This window comes from Paenibacillus sp. FSL A5-0031, assembly GCF_001956295.1.
Lineage (GTDB): Bacteria > Bacillota > Bacilli > Paenibacillales > Paenibacillaceae > Pristimantibacillus.
Window position 1 is genome coordinate 1 of sequence record NZ_MRTD01000017.1, and the last position, 13,666, is coordinate 13,666.

The 13,666-nt window shown below is 43.8% G+C and carries 11 protein-coding genes; 9 read left to right on the forward strand and 2 right to left on the reverse strand.

Features of this window, described 5'->3' with window-relative positions; translation table 11 throughout:
- The 6 genes from BK120_RS25465 to BK120_RS25490 form a co-directional block, all read left to right on the forward strand.
- A partial coding sequence (locus BK120_RS25465; RefSeq protein WP_179089893.1) for an S-layer homology domain-containing protein occupies positions 1 to 2,166 on the forward strand: 2,166 nt, incomplete at its 5' end.
- Between the two features lie 248 nt (positions 2,167 to 2,414).
- Positions 2,415 to 4,220 (forward strand): sensor histidine kinase, encoded by a 1,806-nt coding sequence (locus BK120_RS25470; RefSeq protein ID WP_076270318.1) that lies wholly within the window; start codon positions 2,415 to 2,417, stop codon positions 4,218 to 4,220.
- Positions 4,213 to 5,694 (forward strand): response regulator transcription factor, encoded by a 1,482-nt coding sequence (locus BK120_RS25475; RefSeq protein ID WP_076270319.1) that lies wholly within the window; start codon positions 4,213 to 4,215, stop codon positions 5,692 to 5,694. Before BK120_RS25470 ends, BK120_RS25475 begins: the two co-directional genes overlap by 8 nt.
- 169 nt (positions 5,695 to 5,863) lie before the next feature.
- A complete protein-coding gene (locus BK120_RS25480) occupies positions 5,864 to 6,907 on the forward strand; it encodes an ABC transporter permease (protein WP_256711023.1) in 1,044 nt (347 codons plus the stop codon).
- Between the two features lie 16 nt (positions 6,908 to 6,923).
- Positions 6,924 to 7,799, forward strand: coding sequence for a carbohydrate ABC transporter permease (locus BK120_RS25485; RefSeq protein ID WP_076270320.1), 876 nt, complete (start codon positions 6,924 to 6,926; stop codon positions 7,797 to 7,799).
- A 52-nt stretch (positions 7,800 to 7,851) separates the two neighbouring features.
- A complete protein-coding gene (locus tag BK120_RS25490) occupies positions 7,852 to 9,423 on the forward strand; it encodes an extracellular solute-binding protein (RefSeq protein WP_076270321.1) in 1,572 nt (523 codons plus the stop codon).
- A gap of 137 nt (positions 9,424 to 9,560) precedes the next feature.
- Here the strand turns inward: BK120_RS25490 and BK120_RS25495 are convergent, their stop codons facing one another.
- Positions 9,561 to 10,673 (reverse strand): Gfo/Idh/MocA family protein, encoded by a 1,113-nt coding sequence (locus BK120_RS25495; RefSeq protein WP_076270322.1) that lies wholly within the window; start codon positions 10,671 to 10,673, stop codon positions 9,561 to 9,563.
- Between the two features lie 113 nt (positions 10,674 to 10,786).
- Here BK120_RS25495 and BK120_RS25500 point away from each other — a divergent pair, with 113 nt between their 5' ends.
- From BK120_RS25500 to BK120_RS25510, 3 genes are all read left to right on the forward strand, one after another.
- Positions 10,787 to 11,710, forward strand: a complete 924-nt coding sequence (locus BK120_RS25500) for an AraC family transcriptional regulator (protein WP_256711024.1) — start codon at positions 10,787 to 10,789, stop codon at positions 11,708 to 11,710.
- A gap of 165 nt (positions 11,711 to 11,875) precedes the next feature.
- Positions 11,876 to 12,199 carry an AbrB/MazE/SpoVT family DNA-binding domain-containing protein gene (locus BK120_RS25505; RefSeq protein ID WP_076270323.1) on the forward strand — a complete coding sequence of 108 codons (324 nt, stop codon included), beginning with the start codon at positions 11,876 to 11,878 and terminating at the stop codon, positions 12,197 to 12,199.
- Positions 12,199 to 12,585: a type II toxin-antitoxin system PemK/MazF family toxin gene (locus BK120_RS25510; RefSeq protein ID WP_076270324.1), complete on the forward strand. Its 387-nt coding sequence runs from the start codon at positions 12,199 to 12,201 to the stop codon at positions 12,583 to 12,585. The genes BK120_RS25505 and BK120_RS25510 overlap by 1 nt, the downstream gene beginning before the upstream one ends.
- A 109-nt stretch (positions 12,586 to 12,694) precedes the next feature.
- On the opposite strand, the gene BK120_RS25515 is transcribed toward BK120_RS25510, so the two are convergent.
- Positions 12,695 to 13,603 carry an AraC family transcriptional regulator gene (locus BK120_RS25515; protein WP_076270325.1) on the reverse strand — a complete coding sequence of 303 codons (909 nt, stop codon included), beginning with the start codon at positions 13,601 to 13,603 and terminating at the stop codon, positions 12,695 to 12,697.
- Positions 13,604 to 13,666: the final 63 nt, after the last annotated feature.

Genomic DNA, 13,666 nt, shown 5'->3' on the forward strand with positions numbered 1-13,666 from the left:
ACATTGAATGGAACTGCTTTTACAAGTGGTACGGATGTTATTCAGGATGGAACGTATAAGCTCGTCGTGACGGATGCAGCTGGAAATGCAACAACGGTGAACTTTGTGATTGATAAAGTAGCACCAATCGTAACAGGCGTTGCGGATGGCGGCATGTACAAGGAAAAAGTGACAGTTAGCTTTAATGAAGGAACAGCAAAATTAAATGGAACTGCTTTTACAAGCGGTACGGAGATTACTGTTGACGACAGCTATACACTTGTCGTAACGGATGGAGCGGGTAATGCTACTACGATTATTTTCCTAGTGGATACTACTGCTCCAACGGGTACATTAACCATTGATCAAGGTGGTTCGGAATGGACCAATGTTGCGGATGCAACCCTAACTCTTACTAACGATGACAGTAGTAAAGGAAGTGGCGTTGTCGAGATGCGCTTCTCGGGCAATGGGACGGATTGGAGTAGTTGGGAGCCATCTGCTGCAACGAAGGCATGGAGCTTTGGAGCGGGCGACGGGGAGAAATCAGTATTCGTACAGTTTAAAGACAAGGCAGGCAATGTAAGTCATTCCGTTATTCAAGATAAAATAAAACTTGATCAGACGATACCAACAGGAATGATTACCATCAATAGCGGAGCTACTGTAACGAGTAGCAAGGAAGTGAAACTATCTCTAACTTCTTCAGATGGCGATGGTAGTGGTGTTACTGAAATGCGGTTTTCTGCCGATAAGTTGACTTGGTCAGCTTGGGAGAATGTATTGCCCACCAAAAATTGGGTTTTGGATGGAGATTATGGATCTAAGCAGCTATACGTTCAATACCGAGATGCAGCAGGTAATAGTAGTGTGGCACATGCAGCATCTATTGAATACCAAACAAGCAGCGGTTCCAGCAATGGCGGTGGTAATACAGAAACGTATTCAGATATCACAGTTAGCATAGGAAACAAGTCAGAACAAATGATTAAGGCAACTATAAGGACAATAGAAGGTAAAAAAGTAACGACGGTGGTCTTTGAGGAGGCTCAGCTTAAAGAGCTTTTGAAGGGAGCAGGCAATAAACCTGTTATTACGATTACGGTCCATAATCAATCTGATATCGTGAATTGGGAAATAAATGCTGGGCTTCTTTCAGTCTTAGAAAGCAGTAACGCTGTTATTCAACTAATGTCTGAAAAAGCGTCTTATAGCTTTCCGATGAATCAAGTTCATATTGATGAATGGCTTAACCAATTCGGATCTAATGTTTCACTGAAGGATATAACTCTCAAGATGGAAATCATTCATGCTCCTAACTCAGAATTTGTTTATAAGGATAGGGATAACGGACAAATTACACTTATCGCTCCTCCTGTGAGATTTTCAGTGAAAGCATACTTTGGGGGCAAGGAAATAGAGCTGAATCAATTTGATACTTTTGTAGAGAGACGCATTGCATTGCCTGAAGGATTAGATCCTAAGCGTATTACGACGGGAGTAAAGTTAATTGCGGACGGATCGCTCATTCATATTCCTACTAAGGTAATAAAAGAAGATGGACGTTATTACGCTGTCCTGAGCAGCATGACTAACAGCATGTACGGTCTCATTTATCATCAAAAATCATTTAGCGATGTCGCAGCGCATTGGGCCAAAACAAGCATCAATGATCTGGCATCAAGACTTATCATTAATGGTTCTGACGAGCAGCGTTTTTTACCGGATAACGAAATAACTCGAGCAGAATTCACAGCTATAATGATAAGGGCATTAGGTTTAAGCTCTGCTGCTAAATCTGTAAGCTTTACAGATATATCAGAAAAGGATTGGTATCATTCAGCAGCTCAAATCGCATATTCGTACGGATTGGTTGATGGATACAGCGACGGTTCATTCAAGCCTAACGAGAAGATTACTAGACAGGAAGCAATGGTTATTTTATCGAGAGCAATGAAGCTGGCAGATTTGTATAATAAGCTTGGCAATGTACAGCAGCAAAATCTGCTACATGGTTTTAAAGATAATACAAAAATAGCAGCATGGGCTCGCCAAGCCGCGGCATTAACGATTCAATTCGGTGTTATCGGCGGATATAATGGGGAGCTGCAGCCTCAGAAAAATATAACTAGGGCTGAAACAGCAACCATTATCCAAAGGCTGCTTCAAAAAGCTAAATTCATTTAAGCATTACCTAAAGAGGCTGCGAATTCCGCAGCCTCTTTATCGATTAGAAGCCGGAAAATACCTATTAGATAAATTAGGTGTATTCCGTTTTTTTATGTTCAATAGGGGCTTACAGAAAAGAGAAACAAAATCTGAACAAACGACATCTTTTTAGAGTGAAAAAACACATGTATGCTCCATCGTGGATGTGCTATTATGATAGATACTCTTTTGTAAACGTTAACATCATTTTGTCTATGGAGGGCCGAATGTATAAACGAATAATCGCATACACCCTGAAATATCGGCTCAGTTACCTTATGATCGTGACCAATATTTGTATCGCTGTATTGCCTATTATCCTTTTAGGGACGATTGGGTATTTTGGTTATATTAAAGTGATGAAGGAGAATGCACTGGAAAACATGGAGCAATTCGTTGTCCAGACAAACAATCGCTTCGATGAATATTTTAATCGCGTTGATCAATTATCGAAGTCTATATTTTACAACCGCGGCATTCAGCAGATCACAGTTGCAAATAAATCGTGGCAGGAATCCGATGCTTTGCTAAAAAATTTAAACTCTTTTATGTCGATAGATCCTACGATTAAGTCCATTGGCCTCGTCAATGCCGAGGATCTGCGGGTTATCTCAACCGGGCAGTTAATTGGTGCGAAGGAGTTAGAATATATTTATACAAAAAATTATCAAAAAGCGATTACGACTAAAATACAAATTTCTCCCCCGCTGGACGGTTCAGATAAGAAAAAGGGATTGCTTGCCTATAGGCAAATTAAATCGATTAATGAGAATAGATATTTGCAAGAGATTTATATTGGTATTATGCTGCTTGATACTCAGTGGATTCAACAGATTTTGCAGACGGGTAATTTGGGCAACAAGGCAAATTTGTATATTGTGAATGAAGTCGGCGATCTTATCGGCTCCTCTACTAATCAGCTGGATTTTGCCAAAATTCAAACGCTTATTAAGGATCGGCCAGACAACAGTGTATCGGATATTCGCTTGAACAAAGTAAACTACCTCTATCAGTCCATCCCGATTAAAAGCTTAAATTGGAAGTTCGTAGCCCTAATAAATAAAGACAAGCTGTTGGAAAAAGCAACCGATATTCAGTATCTGGTCATTGCATTTGTTGCCATTATGATTTTAATTGTGGTGTGGATTGCAGCTGTCTTTAATTTCCGACTGACGCACCCTATTACCAGACTAGTGGATGCATTTGACTGGGCGGCAAGCGGAGATTTGGATGCCAAGTTGAAATTTACCTACAAGAACGAAATTACCGTCATTCAGGATCATTTTAACAATATGCTTAACCAAATTAAGAAGCTGACAGAAAATTTGCTTCAGTCGCAGCAGCAGCTGCATCAGACGGAGATGGATAAGCAGCTTTTTCAGCTGAATGGGCTGCAAAGCCAGATTAACGCTCATTTTCTGTATAACGTACTTCACTCTATCAGGGGCATGTCGCTCTCCAATGCGAAGAAGGAAGTTGCCATGGCCATTGATAATTTAGTGTCCTACTTCCGCTATATTACCCGTACCGATGAATATGTCCTACTGAACAAAGAGCTGGAGCATTTGGAGAGATATATCGCCATTCAAAAAATCAGGTTTGGGGATCGCCTGCAATTCAAGGTGGCTATGGACCCGTCGCTGAACATCCATTCGATCGTTAAGCTGATTTTGCAGCCATTAGTTGAGAATTCGCTCGTCCATGGACTTGAAGAGAAAAGCGGACGCTGGATTATTCAAATTAGGGCTATTGTGGAGGATGATCGGCTGCGCATTAAGGTTATGGATAACGGAGCGGGCATGGATGAGGAGAAACTAGCCGGTCTGCGTGCCGAGCTTGCTGGTCTCTCTAGTTCAGTTACCAAAGATAATAACTCAATCGGTCAAGGCATCGGGCTTGTTAATATTCACAAGCGAATTCAAATCTATTACGGCGAGCCTTACGGATTATCGATCAAAAGCTGGAAAGACACAGGTACGATAGTTACCATTACGGTCCCTCTAAGGACCAAGGAGGCCACTCGCAATGTATAACTTGCTTCTTGTAGACGACGAGCCTTGGATTCTGAAAGATATGGAGCAAATTATTGACTGGGACAAGGCTGGATTTCGTATTGTGGCCAAAGCTCATGACGTGAACATAGCGGAGAGCTTGTTGCGTCGCCAGTCTATCGACGTTGTAATCAGCGATATCCGAATGCCGGGCAAGACTGGGCTTGATCTTCTGTCGTTCGTGAACCGGGTATCGCCGCGTACATTGGTCGTATTTATGAGTGCATACAGTGAGTTTGCGTATGCCAAGCAAGCGATTGAGCAGGGCTGTTTTAATTATTTGCTAAAGCCGGTTAATGAAGAGGAGCTGCTGCAAACGCTTGAAAAGTGCTCAAAGCGCTTGGAGGAGCGGGAACGGGAACGCAGTTTGCAGCAAGCCTACGACCAATCCATGATGCTGCTCGAATGGGTGGAGAGCGACGTCGCTATTCGGAAAATTTCAAATCGGCTAGCGTCCACTGGAGCTGCATTTCAGACTGGGAAGCACTATGCCTTTGCAACCGTAAAGAGTACAGAGTCATTGGCGGATGAAGATTTGCTTTCGATTGACCAGCTGCTTACGTCATATAGGCTTTCTTATTTTAAATGCCGGATTAGTCCTTTCAAATGGACCTATCTCTTGGGCTTCCCTGCAATAATGGGCAGAGCCGCTGGAAGGCTGTATAGGGAAGTAAGGCGGGAGGCAGCTGCTCACGGGTGGGATGTCGGCATTAGCAGCATGGGATCAGCCGATGATCGGATATACTTTTTATATCACCAATCGAATAGAATGGCAGACACGTCCAGCTTGAACGGAAGGCGTGGCGTCTATCGGCATAAGGCTCATGTGAATGCTGCGGTTCCGGCGTTAAAAGCGCAAATAGGCAGTGCGTCGAGAATGGAGCACTTGGAAGCAGCGTTGTACGATATGCATAAAGGAATACAAAAGGGACGTATCCATCTCAGTGGCCTTGCCGAGCTCTATAATTTATTCGTTATCTCTATGAACAACTTAACCTCGTCGCACGGGGCTCCAGATACAGAGGATTTTATTACAGCTCAGGATCTCATTGTCTATTACAATAAACCACATGATTTGTTGGAAGAAATGGCTATGCGAATAGAAGAGCACAAGAGGAAGCCTAGTGAATTGAATGCACTTCTAATTGTGGATGAGATTACGCGAGACCTCGACCGTATGTTTGCGCATCGTATTTCATTGAAGGAGATGGCGCAGAAGTATTTTATCAGTCCGAACTATTTAAGTCATTTATTTAAGCAGGAGAAGGGGAAAAGCTTCATCAATTACCTCATCCATAAAAGGCTTGAAGCTGCGGTTTCCTTGCTGGACAAGGATATTTCGCTTTATGAGGTGGGCAAGCTGGTCGGGTACGATGACTATGCCCATTTTAGCAAATTGTTTAAGAAGCATCTCGGCATGTCTCCCTTGGAATATAAGCAGCAGAAGAAAGCGTGAGAATATTTCAGCTTTTCTGTATGCGGTTCCACCTTGTTCATTCGTACTATACGATGAAGTCCCGTTGTTTGGTTAGCGGGGCTTTTTTCTGTGCTGTTTAAACATCGTAACAAACTACATCTAAGCTTCCAATGTGAGTACATATAACCCTTCGCCAGCATGTGGCACAATGAAACAAAGCAGGATGACGCCGCTCGAAATAGGACCCGAGTTGTTGGACATCCGCGTGTTTCTTAACATCAAAAGAGAGCAGGTGAAGCGAGCTATGGAAGCAAGCGTGGTAAAATCAAACACGGTCAAATTAAGCGCTAGGCGCGAGCTGCGAAAACGGATATTTAGTTACAAAATGCTCTATGTCATGCTGCTCCCCTCCATCGTGTTCCTCATCATTTTTAGTTACATTCCGATGTATGGGGCAACGATTGCATTTAAGGATTTTTGGATTACAAAGGGGATTATGGGAAGCCCATGGGTCGGCTTTGTACATTTTGAGAAGCTGTTCGAGACCAATAAATTTTGGCAGGTGTTTCGCAATACGATTGAAATCAACCTGTTGAAGCTGTTATTTGGGTTCCCGGCTCCGATTATATTGGCTATCTTACTGAATGAAGTACGCCAAAAGTTTTTTAAGCGCTCCATTCAGACGATTATTTATTTGCCGCATTTTATTTCATGGGTAACGATAGCGGGCATTTTATTTTCTATTCTCTCGCTTGAAGGGCCGATCAATAAAATGGTTGCACTCTTTGGGGCAGATCCCGTTAATTTCTTGACTAGCAATGGGATGTTCCGACCGCTTCTGATAATCTCTAGCATATGGAAGGAAGTTGGCTGGGGTACGATTATTTTCCTCGCAGCGCTATCGGGCATTAACCCGGATCAGTACGAAGCGGCAACTGTCGATGGAGCCAATCGGTTTAAGCAAATCATTCATATTACATTGCCAGGTTTGCTGCCGATTATATCTATTTTGCTCATATTGAATTTTGGCAGTATGATGAACGGCGGCTTCGACCAAGTCTTCAACCTATATAACACAATGGTTTACGAGAGCGGCGACGTTATCGATACCTATGTCTATCGGATTGGATTAACGCAAGGCCAATATAGCGTTGCTACTGCAATCGGGCTGTTCCTAAACATCATTAACTTTGTTCTATTAATTGTAGTGAACTATACGGCGAAGAAATTGAGCGGCCAAGGCATTTATTAAAGGTGGTGAACCAACGATGAAATCAACTAGTATTTCCGGCAAAATTTTTGATACAGCGAACATCGTGTTTCTTCTATTTTTGGCACTTATTACGCTATACCCTTTCTGGCATGTGCTTGTAGGTTCTATCCTGCCTTACGAAGAAGCGATCAAATCAAGCTTTAACTTGATTCCCAAAAAAGTTTCCTTTGAGGCGTACGAGTACGTGTTCAATAAAAATACGATTGTGCAATCGCTGCTTGTTTCCGTGTTCGTTACCATTGCGGGTTCTTTGTACCAATTGTTCATTACGGCAATTACAGCCTATCCGCTAATCAAGCAGGATCTCCCAGGCAGGACGACCATTTTTCTGTTTATTATTTTTACAATGTTCTTTTCGGGAGGCCTCATTCCCTATTATCTGTTGATCAAAAACTTGGGGCTCGTGAATAATCTTGCAGTTATGATCATTCCAGCTGCGCTTAGCACGTACAACATGATCGTGTTAAAGACGTTCTTTCAAAATATCCCGATTGAACTGGAAGAGTCGGCCAAAATGGACGGCGCAGGATATATGACCATTTTCTTTCGCATTATTTTGCCGCTATCCATTCCTCCGCTTGCTACCATTGGCTTGTTTATTGCTGTAGGGCAATGGAACAACTGGTACCAGCCCATGCTGTTTCTGAACGATAAAGAGCTGTGGCCACTGGCAATGGTGCTAAGAGATATCCTTATAAACAATAATATGGCTTTGATGCATGGTGTGAGCTATGTCAGCGAAGACTTCATGTTAGCGGATACGATTAAAAATGCAGTGGTCATGGTTTCCGTCGTTCCTATCATTATTGTTTATCCATTCATTCAGAAACATTTTGTGAAAGGGGTGATGATCGGGTCTATTAAAAGTTGACCCTGTTGTCCGTACGATTTAATCTATTAAAAACTAGGGGAGTTGGACGTACATGTTTGGAAGAAAAAAACTTATCTTCTTGCTGGCAGTCGTTTCGTTGCTTGCAAGCGTTCTATCTGGCTGTGGAAATAATAATAGCGAGACGCCTGCCAAAAATAGCGAAAAAGAACCTAATAAAGCAGCAGAGCCGGTTGAGCTTTCCGTATTCAGTTGGATGTGGGAGGGTGCGGACGCGCCAGATTCGTTAATTTACAAGAGGCTGCAAGAGAAATTGAATATTCGGATTAAGCCGATTACTTCTTCATGGAACGACTGGGAAGAGAAGCTTAACGTTATGATTGCTTCTGGCGAAATGCCGGACTTGTTTGTCTCGAACGGTATCGGTAAACCGATTCAGTATCGCCAGTGGATTAAGGAAGGATTAATTCTTCCGCTTTCGGATTACGCTGATCAGTATCCTAATATTCAAAATTCGCTTGCGAATTTCGAGATGATTGCCAAAACAACAGGCGGCAAGCACTATGCACTACCTATTTATAATGAGTCCGGCAACAACAAGGAATCCATTAATGGGCATAACATTTTGGTTCGCAAGGATTGGCTGGAAAAGCTCGGCTTGGAAGTGCCAAAGACAATCGATGATTTTTATGCGGTAGCCAAAGCTTTTACAGAAAATGATCCAGACGGCAATGGGAAGAAAGATACTTATGGCTACACATCCAGCTCCGGCGGCGTGTGGTGGCAATATCCGATTTTCAATGCTTTTGATACAAGTACGGAGCGTTGGGAGAAGAAGGACGGCAAGTGGATGCCGGAGGTTATCTCAGATGAGACGAAGCAAACCTTAGTCTTCTTGAACCAAATGTACAAAGAGAAAATTCTTGATCCTGAATTTATGCTCAATACCGATGAGAAGAAGTTTGAAAAGTTCGTTACGGGTAAAGTCGGCATCATGGTTCATAATGTTAATGCAGCTGCTTATAAGGATCTTTCCACGAAGCTTCAGCAAGCGTATCCAAATAAGGACCCTAAATCGATGTTCACTTGGGTAGGTACGCTGAAGGGCAAGACAGGAATCCAGCGTATGGACGGCTCCAATAACTTCTGGTGCCAAACGGCTATCAACGCTAATCTCTCCGAAGAAAAACGGACAAAAGCGCTGGAGCTGATGGACTACTTGCTGTCCCCTGAAGGTCAGGACCTCATGCTAAATGGTATCGAGGGAGTGCATTACAAGAAAGAGGGAGACAAGATTGTCCCGCTTATGAGCGAAGAGGAAAGATCTAAGGACAAAGGCTTTACACTCAGAACGCTGGTATCGTGGAATAGCGATTATTTGCCTGACAATACGCCTAACAAAGAAGATATTTTGGCTATCGCCAAATCAACGGGTGATTATGCTGTTCCTAATCCTTTGGATTTCTTAAATGTTAGCGAGGAAGCGCTTGATCCAAGCCTTACTGGCCAGCTTAACGATTTTGTTAATGAGCAGGTCATTGAAATGATCGTCAACTCCAAAAATGTCACAGCAGATTTTGACAAGTTCAAAGAAACTTGGATGAGCAAAGGCGGCACAAAAGTCATCGAAGAAACGAACAAGCAAGCTACAGTAGAAGGTCGTTAAGCATGAGATTTTAATGCTGCTTGAAAAGAAAATGTGCAGGCAATGGTCTAATAAACCATTGCCTGTGAGCAAAAAAAAGACGATCGGATTCTGCTATATGCAGAATACCGATCGTCTTTCATTCTAAGTATGGTGAGCTAGTCCCATGAAATGTTTTGGAATGTTCTTGTCTCAGCGGATTGCTTCGCTTTCAGACATTGAAGTGCGCTAAGCAGACCGCCCTCAATTGGACTGATGGATGTATTCGTTCCTTGCATAACTTCAATAAAGTTGCGGGCAAGCACCATATCGCCGCCAAAGTGGCTAGCATCAGATTTGATTTCATAGGTTTCTACTCGCTGCGTATGATGCATAAATACTTTCACCGTTTCGGTGTAAAAATCAAATTCAACTGTGCCCTTGTAGCCAAGAAAACGTGCGCCGCGTGCAGCAGCACCTTTGCGGGCATAGAAGTTTTGGGAGTAGGAGACATGCATACCGCTGTCATAGTAGACTAAGGCGCTTCCGGAATCCTCATTCCCGGTATCCGTACCAAATACGCATTGCGAGGATTCATCGAAGGCGTGGCTGTCAGGGCAGGTTTTGTTCTCCGTGCAGTCGACGCATTTCAGCCCTGCAGGCTTATCGCCTTTATAAATTTGTTTGGATGTCATCGCGCAGACGCTGATGGGCGCGAGCTGCAGAACATGATTAATATAATCGAAATCATGCGTTGCTTTTTGCAAGAACAAACCTCCGGTCAGCTTCTCATCGCGATACCAGTTGTGGTAGTAAACGGAGCCGTAAGGAACGTTATTAACAGCCTGTACATGCTCGATGGTGCCAATTTTACCTGAATCAACGATTTCCTTAACGAGCTGAACGATCATGGATACTCGCAGAGGAAAAGAGACCGTGACAGGTGCATTTGTCTTGTCTGCGGAAGCTTTTAACCGAAGCAAATCCTCCATCGACGTAGCGACTGGTTTTTCCAAAAACAACGGAATACGTGTGGGGAGCACCTTTACAGCCATTTCCGTATGGAGATGGCATCTTGTGCCAATGAGTATACCGTTAAGACTGGCGGAAGCAAGCATCTCCTCCGGTGTTCCATAAAACGCCGTATCCTTTACCTGCTGCTGGTGCTTCTCCTGTATCATTTGACTTTGCGGGTCAACAATGGCGGATACGTTGCAGGTTGGATCAATTTTTATCATTTCATTAATAACATGCTGAATGCGAGACCCATAACCAATGACGCCAAGCTTCATGATCAATGCCCCTTTCGTGGTTGTTGAACTGGTTACATTATAAATAACAACGACCACCTATGGCTTTGTTCTCATAGACGCATTATTTGTCATTTAGAGAAGGTGAAGATGACATGCTTAAAGGAGATGAGATCGACATGATGATTGATTTAGAGCGAACTCATTTGAATTTAGTTTTGGATATACGCAGCATCATTACGATGTTTTATTTTGAGTTTGGCAAGGATTATTATTTTCCCGGTGAGAGGCATAACTTCTGGGAGCTGGTTTACGTCGACAAAGGCGAAATCGAGGTGCGGGCTGATAATAAGCGTCATAGCTTGAAGCAGGGCAGCCTTATTTTTCATCAGCCGAATGAGTTTCATAGCTTAACGGCGCTGCATGGCAAAGCTCCGAATGTGATCGTCATTACGTTTGATTGTGATTCCAATGCGATGAAGAGCTTTGCGGACAAGGTGTTTCAGCTTGATCATGAGCAACGAAACCAAATGGCTCGTATTATTAGCGAGGGCGCTAACGCCTTCACTTTTCCATTTCATTATCCGCTCGTTCGCAACCTTCGCCAGCCCATTGGCTGTGAGCAGCTGGTCAAATGTTATTTAGAGACCTTTCTCATTCTGCTCCTGCGCGAGGGTGCATCGATTGACAATGGACGTGCCCCGTTGCTGCTGCCTAAGGAGAAGGATGAGGACAAGCTGGTGTCCGCCATTGTCGCTCTGATGGAGGAACGGCTATCCACGCAGCTATCGCTAACAGAAATCAGCCATGCCCTGCATATCGCGAGTACAAAGCTGAAGGAGCTCTTTAAGCGGAACACTGGGAAGACGATTATGGAGTACTACGCGCATATGAAAATTGAAAAAGCTAAGCTATCGATTCGCGAGGACCATTATAACTTTACCGAAATATCGCGGCAGCTAGGCTTTAGCAGCGTCCACTATTTCTCTAAAGCCTTTAAGCGCGCAAGCGGAATGAACCCGTCTGAATACGCGAAATCGGTGAAAGCTAGGAGCCGAATTGAGCAGGGGGTGTATTAGGGTAGGGAATGGTGTAGAAGTTTTCATTCATGGAACAAAAAAACGGCCATTGCTTGCATCGTTTGCGGCAGGGCTGTCTTTTGATTGAATTTATTACTGAATGTATCAGATCTTTCTTTTTTGTATATACATATGTATATACAGTGTAAGGAGGAGGTGTTAAAATTGAAGCATAAAACACCTAAGGAGTTGATTCATGTGTCGATACCCGCTGCTCCTATCGCTAAAGCTACTTTTCGTCCGTGGGGAAACAGCCTTGCGCTTAGATTTCCAACTGAAGTATTAAAACTCGCTGCGTTAAGCGAAGGCGTAGAAGTTGGATTCCATATTTCAGGTGAAGGAGAAGTTGTGCTTCGACCATTATACCCTGCAGCTGATGATCAAGAGGGGCTTCGTGCATTATTTCTATCGCTTCGCGGCTCTGCTTCAGATGGTGTAAAGAGTCAAGAAGAAGAGCTCTACGAGCCAATGGGGGATGAAATGATTTAATGGCTATTACAGGAACTGTTGCACGCGGGAGCGTAGTCTGGTTGAACTTCTATCCTCAAAGCGGAAACGAACAGGCTGGTTATCGCCCAGCAATTGTAATATCTGATGGACTCATTGATCCAACACACTCTAACTTAGCCCTTGTCGTTCCTGTTACAAGTCCAATAAAGCCGGGTTATCCCTTCCATATACCTGTACCTGCCGGAATTGCTATCGACGGTTCCTTAGCTGGAGTACCATATACAACCTTGAACGGTGTTGTTTTGACTGATCACATGAAGTCACTAGACCTAAGCGCGAGGAATGCCGTTGTCATAGGAGAGATTTCTCTCGGCTCCCCGTTTTATAAACAAGTGGTTACCTACCTACGAGCTATTCTCGCCTAACAGCGTGATATAGCTTTTTTTTGTTTTCCTCGTTGCTAGCCTTCCTCAATGGCCAGCTGTTTGATATTCTATTCTCCTTCGTTTCCTGACCCATCGATAATAGCTAAACTCACCTATTCGCATCGTTCACAGGCGTGTGGCGATATTGGTTTGGCGAAAGTCCGGCCCATTTGCGGAATTGTCTGGAGAAATGATTGACGGAGCGGAAGCCGAGCTGCTCGGAGATCGCATAGACGGTTAAGTTGGAGGTGACAAGCAGCTCCTTTGCTTTTGTCCATTTTCTCCTGCTTATATATTGACGCGGGGATACGCCATATACTTTGGCAAAAATTTTAGAGAGCTGGCTGCGGCTTATATTCATTTCGGATGCGATGGCGGTAATAGACGGGTTGGCTGCAAAATCGACAGTGAGCCGTTCCTCGATGGAGTGTGCCACGTCGGCTTCATAGGCGGAAACTTGGTTGCGCGGGTAAACGTCATCCGCAGCCGCAGGAACTTCCAGCATGAGCAGGATTTCCTGAATGATCAGCAATACGTAAGCTTGAAGACCAAGCCTTTGGTGAAGCGGCAAAGAGATTTGTATAACGTCGGGAGAAAACAAGGTACTATCGGAAAGCAGCTCCTGCTGCATCAATTGCTCCAGCTCTGGAACCAGATGGGGCAGCTTGCTTTCTTTTGCCCGAGCTGCGGGAATCAACTGAAAGGGCGCGACTCCCAGCCTGCTTCGAATATCGAGGTCGTCCAAGTCAAAGTGGATATTGAAAAAAGCATATGGCGATGGGTACGGATTGGCGATAGTGTGATTAACCCCTGGTTTCAGCAGGATCCAGTCGCCTTGGTTTAGAACGGCTTTTTCCCCGTTAATCTCTTGCACTGCCGCCCCTTCCATACAGTAAAGCAATTCGTATAGAGGATGATGGTGCTTCTTATACGACCAAGCCGCCGGCTTAATGCCGAAATGACAGCCGACAATTTGCAGCGTGTTGATCATATTTTGAAAGTTGATTATCATGTCCATTGTTACTGCCCCCGCCCTATAATTAATGTGGTTAGATTATAGCACAAGCTCCCAGCTTCAAAC